The 26,546-nt window shown below is 69.1% G+C and carries 27 protein-coding genes, 2 tRNA genes and 1 pseudogene; 18 read left to right on the plus strand and 12 right to left on the minus strand.

The genetic code is table 11. From position 1 onward, the window contains the following. Together QHF84_RS34300 and QHF84_RS34305 are read left to right on the plus strand one after the other, a co-directional pair. A pseudogene (locus QHF84_RS34300) lies at positions 1 to 297 on the plus strand (response regulator); the annotation flags it as partial. A 43-nt stretch (positions 298 to 340) separates the two neighbouring features. Continuing rightward, positions 341 to 748, plus strand: coding sequence for a hypothetical protein (locus tag QHF84_RS34305; RefSeq protein WP_281317729.1), 408 nt, complete (start codon positions 341 to 343; stop codon positions 746 to 748). Positions 749 to 839: 91 nt separating this feature from the next. Here the strand turns inward: QHF84_RS34305 and rpsI are convergent, their stop codons facing one another. Next, a complete protein-coding gene (rpsI, locus tag QHF84_RS34310; protein WP_136927400.1) occupies positions 840 to 1,235 on the minus strand; it encodes a 30S ribosomal protein S9 in 396 nt (131 codons plus the stop codon). A 14-nt stretch (positions 1,236 to 1,249) separates the two neighbouring features. Further along, a complete protein-coding gene (gene rplM, locus QHF84_RS34315; protein WP_281317730.1) occupies positions 1,250 to 1,693 on the minus strand; it encodes a 50S ribosomal protein L13 in 444 nt (147 codons plus the stop codon). Between the two features lie 204 nt (positions 1,694 to 1,897). Here rplM and QHF84_RS34320 point away from each other — a divergent pair, with 204 nt between their 5' ends. Both QHF84_RS34320 and QHF84_RS34325 read left to right on the plus strand, forming a co-directional pair. Beyond that, a complete protein-coding gene (locus QHF84_RS34320; RefSeq protein WP_281317731.1) occupies positions 1,898 to 3,121 on the plus strand; it encodes an acyl-CoA dehydrogenase family protein in 1,224 nt (407 codons plus the stop codon). Between the two features lie 22 nt (positions 3,122 to 3,143). After that, positions 3,144 to 4,367 carry an acyl-CoA dehydrogenase family protein gene (locus QHF84_RS34325; protein ID WP_281317732.1) on the plus strand — a complete coding sequence of 408 codons (1,224 nt, stop codon included), beginning with the start codon at positions 3,144 to 3,146 and terminating at the stop codon, positions 4,365 to 4,367. Between the two features lie 73 nt (positions 4,368 to 4,440). Here the strand turns inward: QHF84_RS34325 and QHF84_RS34330 are convergent. Further along, a tRNA-Ser gene (locus QHF84_RS34330) sits at positions 4,441 to 4,525 on the minus strand. A 69-nt stretch (positions 4,526 to 4,594) separates the two neighbouring features. Then, positions 4,595 to 4,681, minus strand: a tRNA-Ser gene (locus tag QHF84_RS34335). 86 nt (positions 4,682 to 4,767) lie between these two features. On the opposite strand from QHF84_RS34335, the gene QHF84_RS34340 reads away from it, so the two are divergent. Continuing rightward, on the plus strand, positions 4,768 to 5,526 hold the full coding sequence (locus QHF84_RS34340) for a hypothetical protein (protein WP_281317733.1): 759 nt from the start codon (positions 4,768 to 4,770) through the stop codon (positions 5,524 to 5,526). On the opposite strand, the gene guaB is transcribed toward QHF84_RS34340, so the two are convergent. After that, positions 5,514 to 6,965 (minus strand): IMP dehydrogenase, encoded by a 1,452-nt coding sequence (gene guaB, locus QHF84_RS34345; protein WP_281317734.1) that lies wholly within the window; start codon positions 6,963 to 6,965, stop codon positions 5,514 to 5,516. The genes QHF84_RS34340 and guaB overlap by 13 nt on opposite strands. A 232-nt stretch (positions 6,966 to 7,197) precedes the next feature. Here guaB and QHF84_RS34350 point away from each other — a divergent pair, with 232 nt between their 5' ends. The 3 genes from QHF84_RS34350 to QHF84_RS34360 all read left to right on the plus strand — a co-directional run bounded on the left by QHF84_RS34350 (position 7,198) and on the right by QHF84_RS34360 (position 11,250). After that, positions 7,198 to 8,709 carry a serine/threonine-protein kinase gene (locus QHF84_RS34350; RefSeq protein ID WP_281317735.1) on the plus strand — a complete coding sequence of 504 codons (1,512 nt, stop codon included), beginning with the start codon at positions 7,198 to 7,200 and terminating at the stop codon, positions 8,707 to 8,709. A 94-nt stretch (positions 8,710 to 8,803) separates the two neighbouring features. After that, complete coding sequence (locus tag QHF84_RS34355; RefSeq protein WP_281317736.1) at positions 8,804 to 9,763, plus strand: hypothetical protein; 960 nt, start codon at positions 8,804 to 8,806, stop codon at positions 9,761 to 9,763. Then, entirely contained in the window at positions 9,763 to 11,250 is a 1,488-nt protein-coding gene (locus QHF84_RS34360; protein ID WP_281317737.1) for an SBBP repeat-containing protein, read from the plus strand. Before QHF84_RS34355 ends, QHF84_RS34360 begins: the two co-directional genes overlap by 1 nt. Here QHF84_RS34360 and selD read toward each other — a convergent pair. Then, a complete protein-coding gene (gene selD, locus QHF84_RS34365; RefSeq protein ID WP_281317738.1) occupies positions 11,228 to 12,280 on the minus strand; it encodes a selenide, water dikinase SelD in 1,053 nt (350 codons plus the stop codon). The genes QHF84_RS34360 and selD overlap by 23 nt on opposite strands. Before the next feature lie 16 nt (positions 12,281 to 12,296). Then, complete coding sequence (locus QHF84_RS34370; protein WP_281317739.1) at positions 12,297 to 13,691, minus strand: AarF/ABC1/UbiB kinase family protein; 1,395 nt, start codon at positions 13,689 to 13,691, stop codon at positions 12,297 to 12,299. 167 nt (positions 13,692 to 13,858) lie between these two features. Here QHF84_RS34370 and QHF84_RS34375 point away from each other — a divergent pair, with 167 nt between their 5' ends. Genes QHF84_RS34375 through QHF84_RS34390 form a run of 4 tightly spaced genes read left to right on the plus strand, consistent with a single transcriptional unit; the run spans position 13,859 to position 17,736 of the window. Further along, positions 13,859 to 14,482 (plus strand): hypothetical protein, encoded by a 624-nt coding sequence (locus QHF84_RS34375; protein ID WP_281317740.1) that lies wholly within the window; start codon positions 13,859 to 13,861, stop codon positions 14,480 to 14,482. 18 nt (positions 14,483 to 14,500) lie between these two features. Beyond that, entirely contained in the window at positions 14,501 to 14,998 is a 498-nt protein-coding gene (locus QHF84_RS34380) for an isochorismatase family cysteine hydrolase (protein ID WP_281317741.1), read from the plus strand. Between the two features lie 57 nt (positions 14,999 to 15,055). Then, positions 15,056 to 17,275, plus strand: a complete 2,220-nt coding sequence (locus QHF84_RS34385; RefSeq protein WP_281317742.1) for a prolyl oligopeptidase family serine peptidase — start codon at positions 15,056 to 15,058, stop codon at positions 17,273 to 17,275. Beyond that, the gene (locus tag QHF84_RS34390; protein WP_281317743.1) at positions 17,272 to 17,736 is read left to right on the plus strand and encodes an N-acetyltransferase; all 465 of its coding nucleotides are present in this window, start codon (positions 17,272 to 17,274) and stop codon (positions 17,734 to 17,736) included. Before QHF84_RS34385 ends, QHF84_RS34390 begins: the two co-directional genes overlap by 4 nt. Here QHF84_RS34390 and QHF84_RS34395 read toward each other — a convergent pair. Next, entirely contained in the window at positions 17,705 to 18,088 is a 384-nt protein-coding gene (locus QHF84_RS34395) for a hypothetical protein (RefSeq protein ID WP_281317744.1), read from the minus strand. The genes QHF84_RS34390 and QHF84_RS34395 overlap by 32 nt on opposite strands. A gap of 59 nt (positions 18,089 to 18,147) precedes the next feature. On the opposite strand from QHF84_RS34395, the gene QHF84_RS34400 reads away from it, so the two are divergent. Genes QHF84_RS34400 through nadA form a run of 4 tightly spaced genes read left to right on the plus strand, consistent with a single transcriptional unit; the run spans position 18,148 to position 21,324 of the window. Then, positions 18,148 to 18,834 carry a hypothetical protein gene (locus QHF84_RS34400; RefSeq protein WP_281317745.1) on the plus strand — a complete coding sequence of 229 codons (687 nt, stop codon included), beginning with the start codon at positions 18,148 to 18,150 and terminating at the stop codon, positions 18,832 to 18,834. Beyond that, positions 18,834 to 19,433: a DsbA family protein gene (locus tag QHF84_RS34405; RefSeq protein ID WP_281317746.1), complete on the plus strand. Its 600-nt coding sequence runs from the start codon at positions 18,834 to 18,836 to the stop codon at positions 19,431 to 19,433. The genes QHF84_RS34400 and QHF84_RS34405 overlap by 1 nt, the downstream gene beginning before the upstream one ends. Then, complete coding sequence (locus QHF84_RS34410) at positions 19,430 to 20,362, plus strand: 1-acyl-sn-glycerol-3-phosphate acyltransferase (RefSeq protein ID WP_281317747.1); 933 nt, start codon at positions 19,430 to 19,432, stop codon at positions 20,360 to 20,362. The genes QHF84_RS34405 and QHF84_RS34410 overlap by 4 nt, the downstream gene beginning before the upstream one ends. Positions 20,363 to 20,370: 8 nt before the next feature. Next, complete coding sequence (gene nadA / locus QHF84_RS34415; RefSeq protein ID WP_281317748.1) at positions 20,371 to 21,324, plus strand: quinolinate synthase NadA; 954 nt, start codon at positions 20,371 to 20,373, stop codon at positions 21,322 to 21,324. Between the two features lie 27 nt (positions 21,325 to 21,351). Here the strand turns inward: nadA and QHF84_RS34420 are convergent, their stop codons facing one another. From QHF84_RS34420 to QHF84_RS34430, 3 genes are all read right to left on the minus strand, one after another. After that, on the minus strand, positions 21,352 to 21,777 hold the full coding sequence (locus QHF84_RS34420; RefSeq protein WP_281317749.1) for a response regulator: 426 nt from the start codon (positions 21,775 to 21,777) through the stop codon (positions 21,352 to 21,354). Between the two features lie 174 nt (positions 21,778 to 21,951). Further along, positions 21,952 to 22,602 carry a deoxynucleoside kinase gene (locus QHF84_RS34425; RefSeq protein ID WP_281317750.1) on the minus strand — a complete coding sequence of 217 codons (651 nt, stop codon included), beginning with the start codon at positions 22,600 to 22,602 and terminating at the stop codon, positions 21,952 to 21,954. Positions 22,603 to 22,618: 16 nt separating this feature from the next. After that, complete coding sequence (locus tag QHF84_RS34430) at positions 22,619 to 23,455, minus strand: hypothetical protein (RefSeq protein ID WP_281317751.1); 837 nt, start codon at positions 23,453 to 23,455, stop codon at positions 22,619 to 22,621. A gap of 110 nt (positions 23,456 to 23,565) precedes the next feature. On the opposite strand from QHF84_RS34430, the gene QHF84_RS34435 reads away from it, so the two are divergent. Both QHF84_RS34435 and QHF84_RS34440 read left to right on the plus strand, forming a co-directional pair. Next, positions 23,566 to 24,102, plus strand: coding sequence for a DUF4920 domain-containing protein (locus QHF84_RS34435; RefSeq protein ID WP_281317752.1), 537 nt, complete (start codon positions 23,566 to 23,568; stop codon positions 24,100 to 24,102). A gap of 65 nt (positions 24,103 to 24,167) precedes the next feature. Then, entirely contained in the window at positions 24,168 to 25,652 is a 1,485-nt protein-coding gene (locus tag QHF84_RS34440) for a glutamate-cysteine ligase family protein (RefSeq protein WP_281317753.1), read from the plus strand. 6 nt (positions 25,653 to 25,658) lie between these two features. On the opposite strand, the gene QHF84_RS34445 is transcribed toward QHF84_RS34440, so the two are convergent. After that, positions 25,659 to 26,519, minus strand: coding sequence for a hypothetical protein (locus QHF84_RS34445; RefSeq protein ID WP_281317754.1), 861 nt, complete (start codon positions 26,517 to 26,519; stop codon positions 25,659 to 25,661). Positions 26,520 to 26,546 lie beyond the last annotated feature (27 nt).

Raw genomic sequence — 26,546 nt, forward strand, 5'->3', positions numbered from 1 at the left:
GCGCCGGGCGCGCCGCCGTCGCCCGCGGGGAGCGCCGCCGCGCCTGCCACGCCGGGCGCGCCGCCGTCGCAGCCGGCGGGGGAGCCGGCCGCAGCCACGGCGCCGGGCTTCGTCGAGGAGACGGGCGACGACGATGATGAAGGCGGCGGGATTCCGATCCCCGCGCCGCTCTTGAACGGCCTGCCCATGGGGCCGTCGTCGGCGACGCCGATCGCGGGTCCCGGCAAGAAGCCTCCGGCAGCGCCTGCGCCCGACGCGCCTCCCGACGATCCGGGAGAGGAGTCCGAGGCGCATTGAGCGGCCGGGAGATCCTTTGAGCCGCAACGAGTTCCGGAAGTCCGTGCAGATCGCACGGGCGGGCGACTGCGTGCTCGAGGTGGAGGAGCCCGACCTCGTGATCTATCGCCTCGGCGGGGTCGTCGACGGGCACCATCTCCGGGCGCTGCGCCGCGCGGAGGCCGAGTGGAGCGTGGGCAAGACGTACTTGCTCGCGCTCGTCGACATCTCGGGCCTGGTGAGCTCGACCATGGACGCGCGCAAGGCGAGCACCGAGCCTGGGACCGGCACGAAGAACCGCGCGATCGCGATCGCGGGCGGCAGCCGCTACACGCAGATGCTCGTGGACCTGACCATGCGCGCGGCACGCTTGCTCACGCGCAGCGAGCTCAACGTGCGTTTCTTCGCGGACGAGGTGATCGCGCGGGACTGGCTCTCCGTGCAGCGCGCCGAGCTCGTGAAGCTGGACTGAGCGCGCCCGAACCGGCGTACGTCGAGCGGACAAAACGCCAAAACCCCCTGTCCTTGCGGAGAGGGGGTTCTGGGGACCGAGCGAAGAGCGATCAGCGCTTCGAGTACTGGAAGCGCTTGCGGGCGCCCGGCTGACCGTACTTCTTGCGCTCCTTCTTCCGCGCGTCGCGCGTCAGGAAGCCGGCGCGCTTCAGCGAGGCGCGGCGCTCCGGATCGGCGAGGCAGAGGGCGCGCGCGATGCCGTGGCGCATCGCCTCGGCCTGGGCGCTGTGTCCGCCGCCGGACACGGTGGCCTGCACGTCGTACTGATCGACGAGCTCGAGGAGCTCGAGCGACTGGCGCATGATCATCTGGTTGGTCTCGCGCACGAAGTAGTCGTTCGCGCCGCGAGCATTCACCGAGATCTTGCCGGAGCCCGGCGAGATCCACACGCGCGCGACGGCCGTCTTGCGCTTACCGGTAGCGTAGATGCGATTGTTCTCGGGCATGGATCGGCCTCAGTTCACGCAAGGGGCTGCGGCTTCTGCGCAGCATGGGGATGATCCGGTCCGGCGTACACCTTGAGCTTCGTGATGAGCTCACGGCCGAGGACGTTCTTCGGGAGCATGCCCTTGACCGCCTTCACGATCGGCAGCTCAGGCTTGCGCTCGAGCAGGTGGCCGTACGCCTCGGTGCGGAAACCACCCGGCTCACCGCTGTGCCGGACGTACTGCTTCTGCTCCAGCTTGCGTCCCGTGAGCGCCACCTTCTGGGCGTTCACGATGATCACGAAATCCCCCGTGTCGACGTGGGGCGTGAACGTGGGCTTGTTCTTGCCGCGCAGGATGGTCGCGACTTGCGAGGCGAGGCGGCCGAGGGGCTTGCCCTCCGCATCGATCACCCACCACTTACGATCTGCGTGCGCCTCTGCAGGCTTCGCGCTGTACGACTTGGGGACTGGATTCATCGCTCGGACTCCGAGGGACACCGGCTAGCTGAAAGGGGCGCAACTTCTACAGGCGGGGTGACGGTCTGTCAAGGATCGACGAGGGCAAAACCGCATCGGATCGTTCGTGATCCACCCGTCGACTACCCGTCTACCCCACCGCCGAGTGCGTAAAACCCGCCGCGTTGACGGCAGGGTCACCCTTGGCCGACCTTGCTCGGACCCATGATTGCCTTCGAACCGACCGAAGACCAGCGGCTCATGCAGCAAGCCGTGGCGGAATTCGCGAAAACCACGCTTCTGTCCCGGACGCGAGAGCTCGAGCACGCGCGCGGCGTGCCCGAGGACATCCGGCGCACGGCTCACGAGATGGGCCTCGGGCTCGTCACGGCTCCCGAGGCCGCCGGAGGGCAGGGCCAAGGGCTCGTGACCTCCGTGCTGATCGAGGAGGAGCTCGGCGCCGCCGACGCAGCCGCAGCGTTCGGCCTCGCAGGGCCCGGCGCGTTCGGGCGCGCGGTGATCGAGCTCGGCGGGCCGGAGCGCGCCGCGGAGCTGCTCGCCGGCTTCGCCGACGAGGGCGGCTGGGACCGGTTCGGCGCGGTCGCCTGGAGCGAGCCCGCGCCGTGTCGCACGCACGAAGGGTTCACGACGAAGGCCGAGCGGATCGACGAGGGGTATCGGATCACGGGGAAGAAGGCGTTCGTCGGGAACGCGGCGCTCGCGGATCGGTTCCTCGTGTTCGCGCAGGTGGAGCCGGAGCGCGGGTGGGGCGGGATCGGCGCGTTCGTGGTGCGGCGGGACAATCCGGGGCTCCGCGTGGGGGAGCGGCACAAGACGCTCGGGCTCGACGCGGCGAGCTTCGGCGAGGTCGTGCTGGAGGGTGCGGTCGTGCGTGAGGCGGATCGGCTGCACGGCGATGGAAGCGAGGATGGTTTTACCCGCGCGGCGCTGCGCTTCTTCGTGAAGCACGCGCTCGTCGTGGCCGCGCGGGCGGTGGGGCTCGCGCGCTTCGCGTTCGAGCTCGCGCGCGAGCACTGCGACACGCGCGTCGCGTTCGGAAAGCCGATCGGTCACTTCCAGGCCGTCGCGTTCACGCTCGCGGATCGGGCGATGGACGTGGAGACGTCGCGCTGGCTCGTGTGGAAAGCGGCGGCGGCGTGGGACGCGGCTCTGCCCGAGCGGGAGGCGCTGCTCGCGTCGGCGCGCGCGGCGGCGCACGCGTTCGAGGCGACGATGCGCACGGCCGACGACTGCGTGCAGCTCTTCGGCGGCTCGGGCTTCATCCGCGACCTCGTGGCCGAGAAGCTGATGCGCGACGCGAAGCAGCTCATGCTCGCCGCGCCGACGGCCGCCGAGCTCGATCAGCTCGCGAGCGCGATCGAGCTCGGGCAGAAGCTCGACCCCGCGCTCGTGCTGCCCACCCCCGACACGCAGGCGATCTTCACCTGACGGACCGAACGAGGAGCCGACGATGATCGAATTTGCTTTGAGCAAGAAGCAACAGGAGCTGAAAGAGGCGCTCCACTCGCTCGGACGTCACGTGATCCGGCCGATGAGCCTCGACATGGATCGCAACAAGGAGGTGCCGGAGTCGTTCCTGCGCAACTTCATGATGATGTCGAGGGGCTTCCGCTCGGACGACATCGCGGAGTTCCAGGAGGGCGTGCCGCGCAAGGAGCGTGATCCGAGCAAGCCCTCGGAGTCGAACCGGACGGCGGTGATCGCAGCGGAGGAGCTCGCGTGGGCGGACGCGGCGATCCCGCTCAGCATGCCGGGTCCGGGGCTCGGCGCGCCGCCGGTGCGCGCGACGGGGACGCCGGAGCAGAAGAAGCGCTTCCTCGGGATGTTCCGCGACATGGACACGGGCCCGCTCAAGTGGGGCGCGTACGGTCTGACGGAGCCGGGCGCGGGCAGCGACGTGGCGGGCATCCGCACGAGCTGTCGCAAGGACGGCGCGCACTGGGTGCTGAACGGGCGCAAGTGCTACATCACGAACGGCGGTCGCGCGGTGTGGACCGTCATCTTCGCGACCGTGGATCCGTCGCTCGGGCGCGCGGGGCATCGCGCGTTCGTCGTGGAGAAGGGGACGCCCGGGTTCGAGGTCGGCAAGATCGAGGACAAGATGGGGCTTCGCGCGAACGAGACGGCGGAGCTCGTGCTCGAGGACTGTCGCGTGCCGGAGGAGAACCTGCTCGGCGGCGAGGAGGCGTATCGATCGAAGGAAGGCTTCATGACGGCGATGAAGACCTTCGACAACACGCGGCCGCTCGTGGCGGCGATGGCCGTGGGCATCGGGCGCGCGGCGTACGAGTACGCGCGCGACTTCGTGAAGCAGAACTACGTGCTCTCGCGGCCGATCCCGAGGTACGCGGCGATCGCTTCGATGCTCGCGCGCATCGGGCGGCGGCTCGAGGCGGCGCGCTTGCTCGTGCATCGCGCGACGTACCTCGCGGACATGAACATCCCGAACGCGAAGGAAGCGAGCATGTCGAAGGCCGCGGCGGGGCAGGCGGCGACGCTCGCGTGCATCGACGCGATCGAGATCTGCGGCGCGCACGGGACGCTCTCGAACGAGCACGCGCTGCTCGAGAAGTGGTTCCGCGACATCAAGGTCTACGACATCTTCGAGGGCACCGGGAACATCCAGCGCGTGGTCATCTCGAAGCGGATCGTGTCGAACCTGAAGTCGTTTTGACGTCCAACGGTTGGTAGACAAAACGAAAAAGGGTCTGCCCGATGGCAGACCCTTTTTGCTTCAGCATCTTCGGCGGAGAGGGCGGGATTCGAACCCGCGGTACGTTGCCGTACACACGATTTCCAGTCGTGCACCTTCGACCACTCGGTCACCTCTCCAAGCGCACTCGTGACAACGCGCCGGCAGCTTGGGGCCATCGGCGCGCGTCACGTTTACGCTGGTCTGTGCGGAGAGAGCGGGATTCGAACCCGCGGTACCCGTGAGGGTACACCTGATTTCGAATCAGGCACCTTCGGCCTCTCGGTCACCTCTCCGCGGGCGAAGATGGCAAAAGGCGGCCGGCTGGTCAAGCATCGTCCGTCCTTGCCAACGAAGAAATATCCAGCGTAAGGCTCGGGGCATGTTCCCGCTTGCCCTGAAGGCCCCAAAGGCCCGTGCGTTTGGCCTCGCCGCCCTCCTCGTGTCCCTCCTCGGAGCCGAGGAGGCGGCCGCCCAGACCGCCCAGCCGGCCCAGCCGAAGAAGCCGCGACAGACCGGGGTCGACCTCTCGGCCTCCATCGGCGGCGGCGTTCGCTTCGGCGACGCGCCCCTCTTCCCGGTCACGCAGCGCGGCGCGGGGACGTTCGGCTTCGGGCTCGCCTACCTCATGCACCCCCTGTCGATCGGGCTCACGTACGAGCACGTGGGCCTCGGCCGCGAGGACAGCGGCGTCGTTCCCTTCGGCGCCGTGCGCATCACGCGCTCGACCGACACCTTGTGGGCCTCGGTCCGCATGCGGTTCTCGGGGCTCGAGCCCATCCTGCCGTTCTTCGGCGTGGGCATCGGCGCCGTGTGGCAAGGCGCGCATGCCGATGGCGTCTTCCTCCTCGATGGCGGCCTTCGCGGCGGACTGCCGTTCTCCTGCTCGGCGACGGACAGCCTGAACCTCGCCCTGCGCGCCTCCGCGGGCGTCGAGGTGCCGGTCGGAAAAACCGTCTCGTTCACCGGCGAAGGATCGATCGACGCCTACCGCCTCTCGAGCGAGATCATCGAAGGCTGCGCGCCCGGCGCCGGTACGACGAACGCGCTCCTCTTTCGCGTGGGCCTTCTCTACCGCTTCGATCTCACCGAGGGCCGCGACAAGCCGCTGCCCCCGACGAGCGCTCGTCACGTGCGGTAGTTCGGCGCCTCTTCCGTGATGATCACGTCGTGCACGTGGCTCTCGCGAAGCCCTTGCGACGTGATCCGCACGAAGCGCGCCTTCTGCCGGAGCTCGGCCACCGTCGCGCAGCCCGTGTAGCCCATGCCCGAGCGCAGGCCGCCGACGAGCTGGTACAGGATCGAGTGAAGCGAGCCGCGGTACGGCACGCGGCCCTCGATGCCCTCGGGCACGAGTTTTTCGTCGGCCGCGCCGCCCTGCCCGTAGCGATCCTTCGAGCCCTTCCGCATCGCGCCGAGCGAGCCCATGCCGCGATACACCTTGTAGCTGCGGCCCTGGTAGAGCACGAGGTCGCCGGGCGCCTCGTCCGTGCCCGCGAAGAGCGAGCCGACCATCACGCTCCACGCGCCCGCGGCGAGCGCCTTCGTCACGTCGCCCGAGTACTTGATGCCGCCGTCGGCGATGATCGGGATGCCGTGCCGATCGGCCACGCGCGCGCAGTCGGAAACCGCCGTGATCTGCGGGACGCCGACGCCCGCGACGATACGCGTCGTGCAGATGCTGCCCGGCCCGATGCCGACCTTCACCGCGTCCGCGCCCGCGTCGACGAGCGCCTCGACCGCCTCGGGCGTGGCCACGTTTCCGCCGACCACGTCGATGTGCGGGAAGCGGTTCTTCACGCGCTTCACGGTCTCGAGCACGCCGCGCGAGTGCCCGTGCGCCGTGTCCACGACGAGCACGTCGACGTTCGCCGCCGCGAGCGCCTCCGCGCGTTCGTCCGAGTCCGGCCCCGGGCCGAGCGCGGCGCCGACGCGCAGGCGGCCGGCTTCGTCCTTCAACGCGTCGGGGTTTCGATCGGCCTGCAGGAGGTCCTTGATCGTGATGAGACCGATCAGCTTGCCGTTCTCCACGACGAGCAGTTTTTCGATGCGATGCGCGTGGAGCAGCTCCTTCGCGCGGTCGTTCGAGACGCCGGGCGGCACCGTCACGAGCTCGCGGGTCATGAGCGCGCTGACGGGTTGATCGAGGTTCTTTTCGAAGCGGATGTCGCGCGCCGTCAGGATGCCGACGGGCTTGCCGCCCTCGACGACGGGCACGCCGCTGATGTCGTGCTCGTTCATCACGCCGAGCGCGTCGCGCAGCGACTCGTCGGGGCGCACGGTCACGGGCGAGGTGATCATGCCGCTCTCGGCGCGCTTGACGCGCTCGACCTCGCGCGCCTGCTGCGCGACCGTGAGGTTCTTGTGGATGATGCCGAGGCCGCCGGCGCGCGCCATGGCGATGGCGGTGCGTCCTTCGGTGACCGAGTCCATCGCCGCGCTGACGAGCGGGATGTTGAGCGGGATGCGGCGGCTGAAGCGCGCCCGTACATCCACCTGGTTCGGCAGCACTTCGCTATAGGCCGGGACCAGAAGTACGTCGTCGAAGGTCAGGCATTCGCGGAGTTTGTCGTCGAGCATCACTTCCTCGGCAGGCGGCGGGTCTAGCGCGGCCCCGCTGCGAGCGCCACGGATCCGGCCGCATCCTTGTGTCGGTGCCCACGGCATAGTCGTAAATATTTGTAAGGGCTGCGGAAAAGGCTCGGCCGAGTGTGCCCGTTTCCGGCCTGCCGGGCGGCCTCGCGCGAGACGAGCCGGGCGGCGCGGCGCGGCTATTGAAAGCGGAACACCGCACGCTTAGAAGGAAGATCCCTTGGCGGAACCGGATGCGGGGCTGCTCGCCCCCGGCAAGATCTTCCACGGCCATTACGAGGTCGTGCGTTGCGTCAGCACGGGCGCCATGGGCGCGGTCTACGAGGTCATCGACCAGAAGACGCTCCGCCGTCGCGCCCTCAAGGTGATGCTGCCCGGCCTCGTCGGCAGCCCCGAGATGCGCGAGCGCTTCAAGCTCGAAGCCACGGTCACCGCCGACATCGTCAGCGAGCACATCGTCGAGACGTTCGACGCCGACGTCGATGCCGAGACCGGCGCGCCCTTCCTCGTGATGGAGCTTTTGCGCGGAGACGACCTCGCGAACGTGCTCGGCGACCGGGGAAAACTCTCGCCGCCCGAGATCGTCCTCGTGCTCTCGCAGGCCGCGCGCGCCCTCGACAAGACGCACGCCGCGGGCATCGTGCACCGCGATCTCAAGCCCGAGAACATCTTCATCACGTACCGCGACGACGGCACGCCCCGCATCAAGCTGCTCGATTTCGGCATCGCCAAGGTGCTCGCCTCCGGGCAGCACGGCGGCATGAAGCAGCAGACGATCAACCTCGGCACGCCGCCGTACATGTCGCCCGAGCAGATCCTCGGCGAGGGCACGATCGATCATCGCGCCGACCTCTACGCGCTCGCCCACATCGCCTACGCGCTGCTCGTCGGCGAGCCGTACTGGCTCGAGGAGAGCCGCAAGCTCGAGTCGCTCTACACGCTGCTTCTGCACATCGTGGAGGGCGCGAAGGAGCCGGCCTCGGTGCGCGCGCGCCGCTACGGCGTCGAGCTGCCGCAGGCCTTCGATGCGTGGTTCGTCCGCGCGACGTGGCCGAAGCCGGAAGGGCGCTACACGAAGGCCTCGGACCTCGTGCTCGCCCTCGCGCAGGTGCTCGGCGTGCCGCTCGACGCGCGGCCGATGACGTCGACCGGCGACTGGGATCTCACGGCGACGGGGACCCGCAAGCTCGCGGGTGGGCTCTATCGTCCGCCCGTGCCGGGCACGCCTTCGTCGAGCCCCGGCATGCCCGCGCCGGTGCCTCCGCTCCCGCCTGCGCCCGCGCTCCGCCCGCCGGGCGCTGCGCCCTACGGACCGTACTCCAAGGCGGCGATCGCGAGCCCGGCCGCGCCGCCCGCGAAGAAGTCGAACCGCAAGGCGATCGGGGCCGTGCTGCTCGTCGCGTTCGTCGTGGGCATCGGCGTCGCGGCGATCGTCCTGCGCCTCTCGCCACCGGGGAACGCGACGGCCGCGGGTGGCGTCGCCCCGACCGTCGCGCCCACCGTCGCCGCGGTGATGCCCGAGGCCCGCGCACCTTCGAGCGCCGCGACGGCGGAGGCGCCTCCCGCGGCGACGACCACGTCGCCTGCGCCCTCGTCGGCGAGCGTCATCACGCCGGCAGCCGCGACCACCGGCAAATCGGTGAGCCCGACGCCGACCACGAAGACGAACTCCACGTCCAAGGCAGGCACGACGAAGAAGCAAACCGGGTATGATCCGCTCCGTGAGCTCTGAGCCACGCGGACCCCTCGCGCTTTCGTGCCCAGACGTCGCTCGCTCCCCGCGGAACACCCGCTCGGCGGGCGTGCTGCGTGCGCGCGTCGGATCCGTGCTCGCCACGTGTCTCGTGGTGCCGCTCGTCCTCGCGCCGGTGAGGGCCGCAGAGGCGCAGAGCGCGTCGGTCCCCGATCCCGCGGCGGCCGCGCTTTTTCAGGCGGGCCGGGATCTGCTCGATCGCGGCAACTGGAAGGAGGGCTGCGCCAAGTTCGAGGCGAGCATGATCCTCTACCCGGCCGCGAGCACGCTGCTCAACATGGCGCGATGTTACGAGCACGAAGGAAAACTCGCGCTCGCGTGGTCGGCCTACCAGCGCGCGCTCGTGCTCAACCGCGAGACGCAAGGGGAGGAGCGTAAGCGCGCGCTCGACGACGTGGCGCGCAAGGGGCTCGCGAAGATCGAGCCGCGCCTGCCGCGCATCAAGATCGCCCTGAGCGGCGGCGCGCCCCCGGGACTACGCGTCACGCACAACGGCAAGGACGTGCCCGTCGCCATGCTCGGCACGGTCATCCCCGTGGATCCCGGCCCGCAGTCGATCAGCGCCGACGCGCCCGGCTACGAGCCGTTCACGCAGACCGTGGAGGTCGCCGAGGGCAAGGTCATCGACGTCGCGATCGCGCTGCGCACCGACGAGGAGGCCGCGGGCGGCCGTCGCATCCCGATCTGGGCGTGGGCGGCCGGAGGCGCGGGCGTCGCGCTGCTCGCGGGCGCCGCCGCGTTCCGGATCGATCAGGCGTACGTCGAGGGCAAGCAGTCGGGCATCTGCGGCGGCGACGTCACGAAGCACTGTCCCTCCCAGGCCGCCTACGACCCCGCGGACGACAACACGCGCAAGAACCGCGACAACGCCCTCTTCATCGGGCTCGGCGTGGGCGGCGTGGCCGCGCTCTCGGCGGCCGTCGTCGGGTTCGTCACGGCGCCGAAGACGGGCGTGCCGCGCACGGCGAAGCTCACGACGTGGCCGTGGGTCGGCCCGGACGGCGCGGGCGCGGGGATCGGAGGTCGTTTCTGATGAAGCGCGCGAACCTCGTTCGGCTCGGAATCGCGCTCGCGACGACGATCGCCTCGTTCGGCTGCGCGGCGCCCGATGCCGTTCCCGGCGACGGCGCCGGCGGCAACACGGGGCCCACGACGGGGCCGGGCGGCCCTTCGACCGTCGTCGGGACCGACGTCTCGTGGGCCCGGACGTTCGGCGACGCGGCGTCGACCGCGCAACGTGCTCGCGACGTGTCGTTCGACCCGAAGAGCAAGTCGCTCGTGGTGACCGTCGAGTTCAACGTGACGCTCGACGTCGTGGGCCTCCCCATGTCGCCGTTCACGACCTCGGGCGGGACTGACGTGCTCGTCCTTCGCTACCCCGCGGACGGCGGCGTCCCACTCTGGGGCGCGCGTGTGGGCGGCAGCGGCGAGCTTTCGACTGTGTCGGCCGCGATCGACGTCGCGGGCAACGTCGTCATCGCCGGCGCCTTCCAGGGCGCCCTCGATCTCGCGGGCACGTCGCTCAACGCGAACGGCGTCGCGGACGTGTTCGTCGCGAAGTTCGATCCCGACGGCAACGCGCTCTGGGTCAAGCAGTTCGGCGACGGGGACATCCAGATCGCGACGGACGTCGCCGTCGACGACGAGGGCAACATCATCGTCGTCGGGTACGCCAAGGGCGGGATCGACTTCGGCAAGGGCGTCGTCACGCCCGTCTCCGACCAGGATCTCTTCGTCGCGAAGTTCGATCCTGGGGGCACCAACATCTGGGCGCTCCGCCCGGGCCGCGCCGCGGATCTCGACTACCGCAACCCGACGATCGCCGTCACGCACGTGGGTGATGGCAAGGTCGCGGTGACCGGCGCCTCCGAGGGACTGCTCGCGTTTCCTCCGCTCGCGCTCACGGCGAAGGGGCAAGGCGACGCGTTCCTCGTCCTCATCGACGCCGACGGCGAGGCGGTGTGGGGCGAGTCGTACGGCGCGATGGGCACCCGCCAGCGGGGCTACAGCGTCGCGGCGAGCAAGACCGGCGAGATCGTGATGACCGGGGACATGGCGGGCACGGTGAGCTTCGGCGGCGCCGATCTCGAGAGCCGCGGCGGCGCCGACATGTTCGTCGCCCTCTACGACCCCGCGGGCAAACATCGCTGGAGCCGCCGCTTCGGAGGCGCTGCCACGCAGAGCGGGCGCGGCGTCGCGATCGACGACGACGGCAACGTCCTCGTGACGGGCCTCTACGCGGGTGCGCTCGAGTTCTTCGGGGAAAACGCGTTCGTGAACGTCGACGTCGCGGACTCGGCCTGGGACGGGTTCGCCACGAAGTTCGATCCCAAGGGGCAGGTCGTCTGGGCCGTGAGCTTGAGCGGACCGCAGCAGCAGGTCCCTGCGTCGATCGCGGCCCTCTCGGATGGCAGCGCCGTCGTGTCGGGCTGGTACGAGACCGAGCTCTTGCCGAGCGGCTCTCAGGCGCTGCCGGGCACGGGCGACGCGGACGGGTTCATCCTGTCGCTCGCGCCGTGACGCGGATCTTCCCGGCCGGCCCCTCGTCGAGCCTGCCCACGATCGCCCGCGCCGGCGTGCCGCGTGCTTCGAGCTCGGCGACGAGCTGATCGACGCGCGACGGCTCCACCGCGATGAGCAACCCGCCCGAGGTCTGCGCGTCGGAGAGCACGAGCTCGGCGGGTTTGTCGATGCCGTCCTCGTACGTCACGTGGTCCTTGAGGAAGCGCCAGTTCGCGTGCGTCCCGCCGGGCGCGATGCCTTCTCGCACGTAGGTCCACGCCTCCTCCACGACGGGCACCGCGTCGAGCCACACCGTCGCGCCGCAGCCGCTCGCGGCCACCACGTTCCGCAGATGCCCGAGCAATCCGAAGCCCGTCACGTCCGTCGCCGCGTGCACGCCTACGGCCGTCATCGCCTCGCAGGCCGCGCGGTTCAGCGTCGACATGAGCCGGATCGCCTTCCCGATCGCGCCGAGCGCATCCTTGTTCTGCTTCGCCGCCGTCGTCAGGATCCCGATCCCGAGCGGCTTCGTCAGCACGAGCAAATCCCCCGGACGACCTCCCGCGTTCGACACCACGCGGTCTGGATGCACCACGCCCGTCACCGCGAGGCCGTAGATCGGCTCGTCCGTCTTGATCGTATGACCACCAACGAGATCGATCCCCGCCTCGCGGGCCTTCTCGGCTCCGCCGCGCAAGATCTCCGCGAGGATCGAGGCGTCGAGCGTGTCGTCCGGGAAGCCCACGAGGTTCAGCGCCGTCAGGGGCCTGCCGCCCATCGCGTACACGTCGCTGAGCGCGTTCGTCGCGGCGACCGCGCCGAAGTCGTACGGATCGTCCACGACGGGCGTGAAGAAGTCCGTCGTCAGCACGAGCGCCGTGTCCGCCGAGAGCCGGTAGACGGCTGCGTCGTCCGCGGTGCTCGTCCCGATCATCACGTTCGGATCGCTGATCGGCGGCAGCCCCCGCAGGAGCGGGAAGAGGTAGCCGGGCGGATGTTTTGCTGCGCAGCCCGCGCGCTTGGCGACCTGGGTGAGCCGTACGGTCATGGTTCGTCCTCTGCGGCTAGGCGGGAATGGGGTGCACCCCGTCGCGGATCCAGCCCTCGCTGATGTTGCGGAACGACGCCTCCGTGCCGAGCCCGGCCATCACGGAGGCGAGGCCCCATTGCAGGCGGTTCACGAACGTGAAGTCCTGCGGCATCTTCGGCACGTGCGGGATGTTCGGGATCGCCTCGCCCTCCTTGAAGGCCAGGCTCTTGATGCCGCGCGCGAGGTACTGGACGGTCTCGCGTGATTTGTCGCGCGAGCAGACCCAGGTGCCCTTCGTCGTGAGCGGCATCATGAGCTCCATCGTGTAGCTCCGATAGAGATCCCAGCTCTCGTCGTTCGGGTCGTAGCCGAGCACCTCGATGCACGCGCGATCGAACTCGACCCAGTCGTTGTCGAGCGCGGCGCGCATGTACCGCTTCATGTCGCTCACGAGATCGGGCGGCAGCATCTTCACGCAGCCGAAATCGAGGAACCAGACGCGCCCGTCGGGCAGGAAGCGGTAGTTGCCCGGGTGCGGATCGGCGTAGAGCACGCCGTAGCGCAGCATCGACCGGAACGTGAAGCGCCAGATCGCCTCGCCCGCGCGGTTGCGCGCCTCCTGGCTGCCTTCTTTGCAGAAGTCGGCGTACGGCGCGCCGTCGGCGAAGCTCGTCGTGATCACGCGCCTCGTCGTGAGCGAGTGGTGGACCTCGGGGATCAGGATGTCCGGCACGTCCGCGTTGAGGCGGCGGAAGAGGTCGGCCATCTCGGCCTCGCGCCCGTAGTCGAGCTCGGACAGGAAGACGTTCCGGATCTCGTCGAGCGCCTGCTTCGCGTGGAACTTGCGCGAGAGCGGCGCGATCATCGTCTCGAGCAGCGCGATGCTCTTCAGGTCGTTCTCGATCGCCTTGTCGATCCCGGGGTATTGCACCTTCACGGCCACGCGCGCGCCCGACTTCGTGACGGCGCGGTGCACCTGACCGATGCTCGCGGCGGCGAACGGCTCGCGCTCCCACTTCTCGAAGACCTCCTCGGGCGGCGCGCCGAGCTCGGTCTTTATCATCTGCGCCGCGGATTCGGCGGAGAGCGGCGGCGCCTTGTCCTGGAGCTTCTTCAGCGCGGCCTGGAATTTGTCCTCGTGACCGGGCGGGGCGAGGCCGTCGATGTAGCTCGCCATCTGGCCGAGCTTCAGGGGCAGGCCTTTCATCTCGCCGAGCGTCTTCAGCATGGCCTCGGCGGTCTTCTTGACCTCCACGGCCATGCGTTCTTTCGCGGCGGCCTCCTCGTCCTCGGTGCGAGGGGTTTTCGAAAGCGCGCGTTTTGCGCCTTCGAGGGCGAAGGGCAGCGAGCGCGGCGCGAGGCTCGCGAGCCTCGCGATCCGGCCGAGCCGGGAGGTCGGGGGCTTGTCCTTGGGCTTGTCGTCGGCCATGCGGGGGCGGGCGCGGCGGGGGGAGGGATGCCGCAGGAGGTACTTGGGCTCGGCTGACCAGGATCGTCAAGCGATACGTGGTCTTGGCCCCCTCGAACGCGTGGGCTTGCAAACGGACGGGAGCAGTGAAAGCCTTCGGCGGAGCCCGGATCGAGGAGGGGCCGCGCATGAACCAGCAACAAAAACGAACCCTCACGGAATACGCCAAAGCGCACAAGGTCGCGCTCCTCGGGAGCCTGAGGACGGGAGCCGGCCGCGGCGTCGAGGCCAAGGAGGCGAATTTCAACGACGTGAAGGATTTGCTCCGCCTCCAGGGGTGCAATATCACGGACGCGGACGTGGCCGACGCGGTGACCATCCTCAAGGCGCAACTCGGACGCGAGCTCGAGGTCCAGAAGCCTCCGGCGGACAACGGCGCGGCGCGCAAGAAGCTCCAGCTCGACGCGGACTCGTCGGCCGTGAAGAAGACGATCAAAAACATCGACGTCCGGCTCGACAACGACCAGCTCAAGCACCAGCACCCGACCAAGCCCATTGGCACGCGCCAGAAAGCCGGCGGCAATCGGTTCAAGGACACGTGCGACGCCGAATGGCACAAGGACAATACGCTGAAGCACATGGCCGACTGGGCCGTCGGCCTCGGGGCCATGGCCGAGGGCACGCAGACGTACCACGGCCAGGCCGTGCCGGTGAACGGCATCCATTACGAGGGATTCTGTCTGATGGCCGGGGGACAGAAATACGTGCTCTTCCACTGCTACCCGTCGGACGACTCCGACCTCAAGTTGTAGCGGACACGAGGTGTTCCGATGAAACCTGCCCTCCTCGTCATCGACGTACAGAACCAATTTTTCGGCGAAAACCCCGAGACGGCTCGCTCGCTGAACGAAGCGATCGAGTACATCAATGCGGCGATCGCGCTGTTCCGCGCGAAAAACCTTCCCGTCATCTGCGTGCAGGACATCGACGAGGAGGACAAACGGGTCCCGGGCGCCCCGAGCTTCGACGTGCCCGAGAGCTTGAAGATCCTCCCGTCGGACCTGCACATTCACAAGAAGTACGGAAACTCTTTCAACAAGACGCCCCTCGCGGGCGCCTTGCGCGAGCTCGGCGTCGACACCGTCATCGTCACCGGTTTTTGCGCCGAGTATTGCGTGCTCTCCACCTATCGCGGCGCGCAGGATCACGACTTCACGCCGATCGTGCTTCGTGGCTCGCTCGCGAGCGGCGTCGCGGAGAACATTTCCTTCGTGGAGCGTATCAGCGACGTCATCTCGTATGGCGCGCTGAAGCGCGTCCTCGGCTGAGCGGGCGCCGCTCGACGGCGTGGACGGGCCCGCGCGATCTCGGGTAAAACGGTCGGCATGCGCGTCCTTCCTCCGGCCCTCCTCACCGCGCTCGTAGCCTCGGCCTGCTCCTCGGCGCCTCCGCCCTCGCCTCCGCCGCCTGCGCCGGCCGCGTCTTCCGCGCCTCTCCCCGCGTCCGCGGCGACGTCCGCATCGACGCCCGCGCCCGAGGGGCCGCCCGTCGCGGCCGTGAAGGAGACGCGAGACGAATATTTCGGCAAGGAGATCCTCGATCCTTATCGGTGGATGGAGACCGATTCGCCCGAGTTCTCCGCCTGGATGAAGGGGCAATCGGATCACACGCGCAAGGTCCTCGACGCGATCGAAGTCCAGGCCTGGCTCCGCGCGCGCGTGCGAGAGCTCGACAATGCGGGGGCGCGCGTCGCCAACGTCCAGCGCCGGGGCGGCAAGACGTTTGCCCTGGAGGCCGAGCCCGGCCGCGACAATTACAAGCTCTACGTCCGCGAGGGCCTCTCCGCGGACAAACGCCTCCTCGTCGACCCCGAGGCGCTCTCGAAGAACGGCGCCCACGTCTCGATCGATTATTACACCCCGTCGAACGACGCGAAATACGTCGCGTACGGCCTCTCGCAGGGCGGCTCCGAGATGAGTTCCATCCACGTGCTGGAGACGGCGACGGGCAAGGAGCTGCCGGACGTCATCGACCGGGCTCGTTATGCGAATGTCTCGTGGCTCGACGGCAAATCGTTCCTCTACAAGCGAGACCGTAAGCTCCCGCCCGATGCTCCGGCCACCGAACGATTCACGAAGGCCCGGGTCCATTTGCACGTCCTCGGTCAGGATCCCGAAAAGGACGAGCCGCTCTTCGGCTCGGGTCTTTCGCCCGAGATCACCGTGCCCGACGACGCTTTCCCGCTCCCCTACGCGCCCGCGTCGAGCCCGTATGCGTTCGTCAGCCTCGAACACGGCGTGCAGCCGGAGATGTCGCTTTATTACGCGCCGAAAAAATCGCTCCAAGGCGTGAAGACGCCCTGGAAAAAGCTCGTCGATCCGAAGGACGAGATCACCGGGTTCGAGGTGCACGGCGACGACCTCTTCCTCGTCTCGCACCACGGCGCCTCCCGCTCGAAGGTCCTCCGGACGAGCCTCAAAAAGCCCGACGTCGCGAAAGCGGCCGAGGTCGTCCCGGCGAGCGAAGCCGTGGTCTCCTGGATCGGCGCCGCGAAGGACGCGCTCTACGTGCGCAAGCTCGACGGCGGCATCGGCCGCCTCTTCCGCGTGCCGTTCGACAAAGGCAAACCCGAGCCGGTCGATGTCGGCGCCGAGGGCTCGGTGCGCGGGTTCGTCGTGGAGGAATCGATCCCCGGCGCCCTCGTCCGCCTCGACGCGTGGACCGCGGCGCCGCGCATGCTCGCCTTCGACCCGGTAAAAAAATCGGCCGAGGTCACGCCCATCATTCCGCCCTCGTCCGTCGTCTTCAAGGACATCGTCGCCACGGAGACGAAAGCGAAGAGCGCGGATGGCACGCTCGTGCCGCTCTCCATCATTCACGGAAAGGACCTGCCGCGCGACGGGAAAAACCCCACGTACCTCAATGGCTACGGCTCGTACGGCTCGGTCTACGAGCCCTCGTTCGAGCCGATGAACCTGGCCTGGCTCGAGCGCGGCGGCATCGTGGCCGTCTGCCACGTGCGCGGCGGCGGCGAATATGGCGAGGACTGGCACCGCGCGGGCAAACTCGCGACGAAGCCGAACACGATCGCCGATTTCGTGGCGTGCGCCGAGCACCTCGTGGCCGAGAAGTGGACCTCGCCCGCGCACCTCGCCGGGCAGGGCACGAGCGCCGGTGGCATCATGATCGGCGGCGCGATCGTCCGCCGCCCCGACCTCTTCGGCGCCGCCGTGATCCGCGTGGGCATGGTGAACGCCTTGCGCTTCGAGCAGATCCCGATCGGCCCGTTCAACACGGGCGAGTTCGGCACGGTCACCACGAAAGAGGGCTTCGACATGCTGCTCGCGATCGACGCGTATCACGCGGTGGAGAGCGGAAAAAAATACCCCGCGGTGCTCCTCACGACGGGCATCACCGATCCACGCGTCTCCCCCTGGCAAATGGCGAAGATGGCGGCGAAGCTGCAAGCCGTGCGCGGGGAAAACCCGATCCTTTTGCGGGTCGATTACGGATCGGGACACGGGATCGGCTCGACGAAGACGCAACGCGAGGAGGAGCTCGCGGACGTGTTTTCGTTCCTGACCTGGAGAATCGGGCGGAAATGATTCGTCAACCTCGGACCTCGGACCTTTCGGCCGTCTTCGCCGTCGAGCGTGACGTCTTCGGCGCGCACGTCTATCCGGACTTTTTCTTCCGGCAGGCGCTCGACCTCTGGGGCGACACGTTTTTCGTGGCCGACGGCGAAAACGGCTCGCTCGACGGCTACGTCATCGGCGCCTCCTGCCACGAGCCCGGCGTGATGTGGGTCCTTTCGCTCGCCGTTCGCGGCGCGTCACGGGGGCGCGGGATCGGCAAAGCGCTGATGCAGGAGCTCCTCGCGGCCATGAAGGCCCGGGGCACCGCCTCGGTCAAGCTCACGGTGCATCCGGACAACCGGGCCGTGATGCTTTATCAAAACCTCGGCTTCGAGGTCGTCACGAAGGAGCCGAATTATTTCGGCGAAAACGATCCCCGGCTCGTCATGGAGCTCCGCTTCACGGGAGCACCTCGATCGAATCTGGCGTGAGAATGGGCAGCTCGCCCTGGATGAGGCATTGTTCCATCGGCCCGCACTTGTGAATCCGGAGCTTGCCTCGCACCCGCACGCGTTTCCCCACCATCGTCTTCCGCCAGTCGCTGCCGAGCTTCTCTTCCAGCACGTCGTGCGGGAGCAGCACGTCGGCGACCGCGCCGAATCCCTTGCTCGTCTGGAGCTCTCCTTCGCGCGTCTCGACGCCCTCTTCCGCCCGCTTCGGATTCGACGCGACCTTCGGCTCCTCGGCCACCGGGGGCGGATTCGTCGCCTCACGACAGCCGGGCGTGGGCGCGATCCCGAAAGCGACGAAGCACAACGTGAAACGGCGTGAAACGGCACGCATGAAACACATCATGTCGAGCGCGCTCGTTCGCCGCAAGCGGAGTATCCTGACGTCGCAGGATGAAGCCGCTCGAACGGATCAAGCGAGGGCTCGTGATGCGGGCCGTCGTCGCGGCCGAGGACGCCGCGCTCGGACACGCGCTCCGGGTGCGCCTGCGCCGCGCGCTCGGTCGCCCGGCGCGCGTGGAGCTTTATTTCGCCTTCGATGACCCGTACGCCGCCGTGGCCCTCCGTCCGCTGCGCGAGGTGCTCCGGCGTCGTTTCGTCGATTTCACGCTTTTCCCGCTGGTCTCGCGTGGCATCGAGAACGATCCCGCGGCGGACCATCGCGCGCCGTACGCCCTCGTCGATGCGCGCCGGCTCGCGCGTCGAACCGGCCGCGTCCTTCTGCGGTCCGAGCCGATCTCCGCCGCATCGATGGCCTACCTCGCGCGCTTCACCGAGTCGCTCCGCGGCGACCCGCATCAAGCCGACTTCGCCGAAGCTGCGCTCGATGCCGTCTGGTTCGGCGAGCGCCTGCCTTCGCCGAGCGACATGCGCGCGCTCTACCAGCGCATCGCCGGCGTCTCGCCGCCGAGCACGTTTCGCAAGGACGCGGCGCTCGATCGGGCGCTCGTGAACAACCACGCGCGCCTCATCGAGCGAGGGCACTGGGAGTCGCCCGCGTGCTGGGTCGAGGGCGCGTGGTACCTCGCGCACGAGCGCATCTCGCAGATCGACGAGCACCTCGCGAAGGATGGCTTCTGATGGATCGCGAGGTCGAGCTCTTCTTCTCGTTCCGCTCGCCGTACTCGTACCTCGCGGGCCCGCGCGCGTTCGCGCTGCCCGAGCGGTACGACATCACGCTCGTGTGGCGCGGCGTCAGGCCGATGGCCATGCGCGGGCAACCTCTCCCGCTCGCGAAGCAGCTCTACATCATGCGCGACGCGACGCGCGAGGCGCGCCGCCTGGGTTTGCCCTTCGGGAACATCTTCGATCCGCTCGGCGAAGGCGTGTGGCGTTGCCTCACGATCGCCGAGCACGCGGCCGAGGTCGGTCGCGTCGGTCCCTTCGTGCTGCGCGCGACGCGCGCGATCTGGTCGGAGGGCGCGCGCGTCATCGACGACGACGTGCTGCGCCCGTTGTGCGAGGAAGCAGGCCTCGGCTGGGACGCGTGTGCCCTGGCGATGGCGAATGCTTCGTACCGAGAGCGTGTGGAAGCATCGACCGCGCGGCTCTTTGCCCTCGGCCACTGGGGCGTGCCGACGTTCGTGTTCCGCGGCGAACTCTACTGGGGTCAGGACCGCATCGAGGATCTCGAATACGACCTCTGCGCAGCGGGCCTCGAAAGGAAGGACGCGCCGTGACCACGACGCGCGCTGCCCACCTCGCCGAGATCCTCCACATCGCGCGCGCCGAGATGGCCGGGCACCTCGCGAAAGATCGTGGCCCGCTCGCGCATCGCGCCGCCGAGATCGTCCTCCACCCCGCGGCGCTCTCGCTCGCGAAAAACCTCGTCGCGCTCGATCACGACCTCGCGCGCCTCGGCTCGCTCCGACGCGCCTCGCTCGCGATGCTCGGTCGTTACGGCGTGCGCGCGCGCCTCCTCGATGCCTCGGGCGGCCTGCACGACCTCGCCGCGCGTCGCGCCGCTTTGCCCGAGCGAGGCCCGCTGCTCGTCGTCTCGAACCATCCCGGCCTCTACGACGCCCTCGCGCTCTTCGCAGCGGTTGGTCGCGACGACCTCGCCGTCATCGCCGCCGAGCGTGATCTCCTCTTCGCCTTGCCCCACGTCCGCAAGCACCTCCTCTCCGCGCCGCCCGACGCGCGCGCCGGCCTCGCGCTCCGCGCCGCCGCACGTCACCTCACCCGCGGCGGCGCGCTCCTGCATTTCCCCGCGGGTCGCATCGAGCCCGACCCGCGCCTCGTTCCTCCCACCGAAAGCGCGCTCCACGCCTTTCAGCCCGGACTCGACGTGCTCCTCGCGCTGGCGACTCGCGCGCGGCCCGACCTCGTCGTCGTGCCCGTGATCGTCTCGGGTGTCGTCTCGCTCCGCGCGCGCGCCTTTGCCTCTGCGCTCGCGGGACGAGCGGGTTTGACCGACGCCTTCGTGCCGCTCCTTCAGCTCACGCTCCCGGGCTTCGGCGACGTCGACGTGCGTGTCACGATCGGCCCCGAGCTCGACGTCGCTTCCCTCGGCGCCGATCCCTCCGCGCTCCTGCGCGCCGCCCTCGAACGCCTCGCCCAGGCCGCGTCCGACCCCCCTGGCGCGGCGCGCGCGGAGCCTCTACGTTGAGGCCCACGATGAGCGAAACCGTCCGAGGCAAGATCGACCCGGGCCTCGATCTCGAGGCCGAGATCGTGCGGCTCAAGAAGGAGCGCAACGCCGTGCTGCTCGCCCACTACTACCAGGAGGGCGACATCCAGGACCTCGCGGACTTCCTCGGCGACTCGCTCCAGCTCGCCCAGCAGGCGAAGAAGACCACGGCCGACGTCATCCTCTTCGCGGGCGTGCACTTCATGGCCGAGACCGCGAAGATCCTGAACCCCGATCGCATCGTCGTCGTGCCCGACCTCGAGGCCGGCTGCTCGCTCGCCGACGGCTGCCCGGTCGACAGGTTCCGCGCCTGGCGCGCGAAGTACCCCGACGCCGTCTCGATCACGTACATCAACTGCACGGCCGAGGTGAAAGCCGAGAGCGACTACATCTGCACCTCGTCGAACGCCGAGAAGATCGTCCGCGCGATCCCCGAGGACAAGGAGATCCTCTTCGCGCCCGACAAGAACCTCGGCCGCTGGCTCGAGCAGAAGACCGGCCGGAAGATGCGGCTCTGGCAGGGGAGCTGCGTCGTGCACGAGACCTTCAGCCTGCGCAAGATCATCGCCCTCCGCGAGCAGCACCCCACGGCCAAGCTCATCGCGCACCCCGAGTGCGAGGAGGCGCTCCTCGGCATGGCCGCGTTCATCGGCTCGACCACCGCGCTGCTCAAGTACACGCAGACCGATGACGCACAGGCTTACATCGTCGCGACCGAGAGCGGCATCGTGCACCAGATGCGCAAGGCCTCGCCGCACAAGACGTTCATCGAGGGGCCGCCCGAGAAGAACTGCGCCTGCAACGAGTGCCCGTTCATGCGCCTCAACACGATGGAGAAGGTCTACCTCGCGCTGCGCGACCTCGAGCCGCGCATCGAGATGCCCGCCTCGCTACGCGAGCGCGCGCGCGTGCCGATCGACCGCATGCTGGCGCTTTCCTGAGCAACCGTACCGGCCGCACCTTCGCGCTCAACGTTTCGAGGGTACGTCCCGTCCGCCGCTCGCCAGCTTGCGCACGAGCGCGCGCAGCTCCGAGGGATCGTAGGGTTTTTCGAGGAGCAAGTTCTCCACGCGCGCGAAGAACGCGCGCACCTCGCTCGTGAACGCGGCGCCCGTGAAGAACACGATCTGCTTTGCGACCTCGGGCGCCGTCACGAGCAGCCGTTCGTAGAGCTCGAACCCGTTCATCCCCGGCATCCGCACGTCGCACAGCACCACGTCGAAGCGCGCGCCCGCCTCGACGGCCGCGAGCGCCTCGAGCCCGTTCGACACCGCGATCACCTCGTGCTCGGTCCCGAGCAGCCGCCGGATCGACGTCACGATGAACGGCTCGTCGTCGACGAGCAGCACGCGCGGCCGCCGCGCGGATCCCCCATTTCCCGCCGTCGTTCCCATCGTCGTGCCAATGAACCCCACGCCAGCTCCAGGAATTCCATTACGTCGCCCATCGCAGAGCATTGCGCAAGCGCCAAAGCGCGCGCGCGGCACTTTGCCAGAGTGTGCCAATGGGTTGACGCCCAACGTTCCGTACCGCAATGACAGCAATGAGGCAGCGAGCGGGCGAAATCTTCAACCGAGGTGTCTCTCGATCGCGCGGATGACCTCGAGCCTGTCGAAGAGCCGCTCCACGTAGTCGAGCCGATCGGTCTCGATGACGAGCGTCGGCGAGAGATCGTAGCGTGCGTGCCATTCCTCGTAGAGCTTGTCCAGCGCGGCGAGGTAGCTCTTCGGCACCTTTCGCTCGAAGTCGCGCCCCCGCTGTCGGATCCGCCTTACGAGCGTGGGCAGCGGACACCGCAGGTAGATCATCAGGTCAGGCGGCCGGATCTCCTCGCGCAGCGTGCGATAGAGGTCGTCGTACATCTGCCAGTCGCGGTCGTCGATGTAGCCGGCGCGATGCAGGTGCGCCGCGAAGATCTCGGCGTCCTCGTAGAGCGTCCGATCCTGCACGATCGGCCGGTGATCCACGGCCGCGCGGCGCACGACGTCGCGGTGGATGTGGAAGCGTCGGACGAGGAAGAAGAGCTGCGAGCTCATCGCCCAGCGCGACATGTCCCCGTAGAAGTCGGAGAGGTACGGGTTCTCCTCGTTCGGCTCGAAGAACGGCACCATTCGGAACTGCTGCTCGAGCCATTTCACGAGGCTCGATTTCCCAGCTCCCATGTTGCCCGCCACCGCGATGATCCGGGGGCGCGCGCCGTCCCGAAGGCTCTCGCTCATGCCGTCCTCTGCCCCCTCAAAGCACGAGCGAAAGCCCGAGCGTCGTCACGAAACCCCCGGCAAACCTGGGGTAAGGTCCCACCGTCACGCGGCGCCCCGCAGCGTCGATCGCTTGCCCTTCCTCGAAGGCCCGCCCTCGTTGCGCGATGTCCGGGTAAAACGCCCCCGTCGTCTCGATCTCCACCGCGAGCCACCGCGGCACCACGTCGAACGACGCCCCGAGGCCGAGCGGGATCTCCACGAACGACGCGGCCCGCTCGCGCACGGGAAACACGCCTCCGCCCGGCGCCATGACCGAGAACCGACCGAGCTCGAGCCGCCCCCATCCCGCGCCCGCCGCGACCCACGCGCGCGCACGCGGCGTGATGTGCCACGTCGGCATGAGGCGCAGGCCGAACGAGTACGTGTAGAACTCGACCTCGCCCGGATCACCGACGAGCCCGAGCGCGCCGGAAGGCAGGTTGAAGTCGCGCGCCGTGCGCACCGCGTACAGGCTCGCGCGCAGGTACCGCGTGATGTCGACGCGCGCCCAGAGACCCATGCCCACGGACGCCGGATACCGCACGCCCGTGTCGCCGCTCGGGATGCGATGCACGAGCGCCACGCCTCCGCCGATGTCGATGTGCCGCGTGAACGGCGGCGACCCGATCTCGAGCGGAGGCAGCTCTTTCGGTCGTGGCGGCGGCTCGGGCGCCTGGGGCGCAGCGTCCGCCGCTTCGGGCACTTCGGTCGCGCCCGCGCCGCGCGCCGTCCCCGCCGCTCCGCCGAGCGCGAGCGTGAACGCCGCTGCGGACGCGAGCGTACGTCGACCTTTTCGCCGTCGTTGTTCGAGGCGCTTCACCCGTGCTCGCATCGCGTGCACCTTGTAGCAAAGTTCGGGCACCTCGGTCGACCGACCGCGGCTTTGAGCGCGTTCGATCCCTTCTGGCACGCGGTCGAAATCTGCGGCACACTCCGCCCGCCATGCACACGTCTCGGCTTTTCGTTTCGCTCGCCGGTCTCACCCTCCTTCTCGCGGCTTGCAGCAAGTCCGAAGCGCCTGCGGCGCAGGCCGATCAGCCGGCGGTTTCGCCGACGCAGGCGCCCGCGCAGCCTCAGGGCGCGATGGCGGAGAGCATCAAGCCGCTCACGCAGAAGAAGTTCGGCCAGCCGGTGACGGAGACGAAGACGACGGCGCTCACGGATCTCACGAAGGAGCCCGCGAAGTTCGCCGAGCAGACGGTGCGCACCGAGGGCGTGGTCTCGGCGGTCTGCAAGTCGATGGGCTGCTGGATGGAGATCGCCGACACCACGGGCAAGGCGCACATCAAGATGGCGGGCCACAGCTTCTTCGTCCCGCGCGACAGCTCGGGCCACCGCGCCGTCATTCAGGGCAAGGTCCTCGCGCCCGAGGGCGGCGACAAGGGCGTCTGCGGCGCCGACGACGGCTGCGGCCAGGGCGGCAGCGCCAAGATGGCCCAGGTGAACATCGAGGCGACGGGCATCGAGTTCATCGACTAGTCGACGCTCGAATCGCGCCTTCCCCCGCTCCCGCCCGCCGCGCGTGAACGCAAAGCTCGGGGGGCATGGGCCTCCTCATCACGCGCGACGATTTCACCGAGGACGAGTACGTCCGTTTCTCCGAGCGGCTCTCCGAGCAGCTCGACGTCCTCGACACGCTCACCAAACGTCCCGGCTTTGGCGAGGGGCCGGCCACGGTCGGCGCCGAGGTCGAGCTTTTCCTCGTCGACCCTGCGGGCCTGCCGCTGCCCGCGAACCGCGAGGTCCTCGCGCGCACGGTCGATCGACGCTTCACCGTCGAGATGGACCGCTTCAACCTCGAATTCAATGCGAGCCCTTGCCCGCTCGCCGGCCGTCCGTTCACCACGCTCGCGGACGAGCTCACCGGCGCGCTCGTGGAGATCTCGCGCGCTGCCGGGGAGCAGGGCGGGCGTATCGTGCCGATCGGCATTTTGCCCACGCTGCGCCGCGAGGACCTCACGGCCGCGGAGCTGACCGACGTCCCTCGGTATCGCGCCCTCGGCAAGCGCATCCGGCGCCTGCGCGGCGGCCCTTTTCACGTGCGCATTCACGGCGAAGATCCGCTCGCCCTCGACACGGACGACGTCGCCATGGAGGGCGCGAACACCTCGTTCCAGGTCCACCTCCGCGTCCCGCCCGCGAGTTTTTCCAAATACTACAATGCGGCGCAGATCGCCACGATCCCGGCCCTCGCCGCGTCCTGCAACTCGCCCCTTCTGATTGGCCATCGCCTCTGGGACGAGACGCGGATCGCGCTCTTTCGCCAGGCCGTCGATGATCGCCTCGACGCGCCGGCAGCTTTTCACCCGCCGTCACGCGTCTCCTTCGGGTATGGCTGGGTCCGCGAGGGAGCCGCCGAGCTATTTGCCGAGAGCGTCCGGCTCCACGCCCCGCTCCTTCCCGTGCTCGGACACGAGGACCCGCGACGAACCCTCGCCGCCGGCGGCATCCCCACGCTCGCCGAGCTTCGCTTGCATCATGGCACCGTCTGGCGCTGGAACCGCGCCGTCTACGATCCCGGATGCGGCGGCCATTTCCGCATCGAATATCGCGCTTTGCCCGCGGGGCCGACGGTGGTCGACATGCTCGCGAGCGCTGCGTTTCTCCTCGGCACGACGCTCGGCCTCGCCCCCGAGGTCGACCGCCTCTTGCCCGCGTATCCGTTCGAGCTCGCGCGCCACGCGTTTCATCGCGCCGCGCAACATGGCCTCGATGCCGTCGTGCCTTTTCCGTGCGACGAGGCCCCCTCCCCGCGCGGGGCCCCGATTGCCGCATTGTGCGAGCGCCTCGTGCCCCTCGCCCGAAGGGGCCTCGTGGACGCGGGGGTGCTCGAAAGCGAGGCCGACCGTTGGCTCGACGTCTTCGCGGCGCGGGTACGATCGGGGCAAACCGGCGCGCGCTGGCAACGCGCGGCGCTCGAAGCCTTGCGGGCTCGTCATTCGCTCGAGGAGGCGCTTCGGCGGCTGCTCGCTCATTACGAGGAGCGCGTCGCGACCGGCGAGCCCGTGCATGCGTGGGCGCCGGTCTGACGTTTGTCAGAACAGACCCACGACCGACAGCCCCACCCGATCCTGCCCCATCATCGGCATGAACGCGACCGAGCTCGGCAAAAGGACGCGCGCGCCTTTCTTCTCAGCCGGCGCGTCCACGGTCTCCGTCGAGAAGATGGCCATGTCGAGCGCGGGCGCGGCCACGTACCCGATGGCGGCCCCGATCCCGGCAAACGCGAGCGCATCCCAGCCGTCCCCCGCGCCGGCCGCGAGCCCGATGAGGCCTCCTCCGAGAGGCATGCCGACGTTCAAGCCGAGGCTCGCGAACCCATTGCCGACGTGCCCGTGCGCCCAGTGGACGATCGGCCCCGTGAGCACGTGAGCCGCAATGCCGACGTAGGTGACCGCGCTCCCCTGGCCAACGACCGCCAGGACGTCCCCCGCGAGCACGCCAATCAAGGTCTGCCACCCATACCAGCGTTTGACCTTCTGCGTGGGCGGCTCCGTGCTCCAGCCGGGCATGGGACCCGCGGGAGGTGGTCCCCAGGCCCCATTCGGCGGCGGCATGTAAGGCCCGGGCGGATAAGGCGCGTACGGTCCCGGCGGATAAGGCGCGTAAGGCCCAGCGCCCGGGGGCGGGGCCGGCGGCGGCGGAAGCGAAGCTCCATTCGCAGCCGATCCCGCGGGTGGCGGTGCCTGCATCCCCGTTGGCGGGGGCGGAGCCACGTTCGTCGGCGCGGGCGGCGCGGGCGGAAGCGCGTTCGCCGGCGCGGGCGGAGCCGGGTTCGTCGCCGCAGGCGGCGGAGGTGGTGGGGGCGCCGCGCCCGGTTGTTGCGCATTCGTGCGCGGCGCGAGGGTGAACGTGGCGAGGGCGAGGGCGGGGCCGAGCAGCAGGCGGGTGCGCATCAGCGCCGAGAATATCAAGATCCGTGC

Origin of the sequence: Polyangium sp. y55x31 (genome assembly GCF_029946505.1) — a bacterium.
In the GTDB taxonomy this organism is placed as follows: Bacteria; Myxococcota_A; Polyangia; order Polyangiales; family Polyangiaceae; genus Polyangium.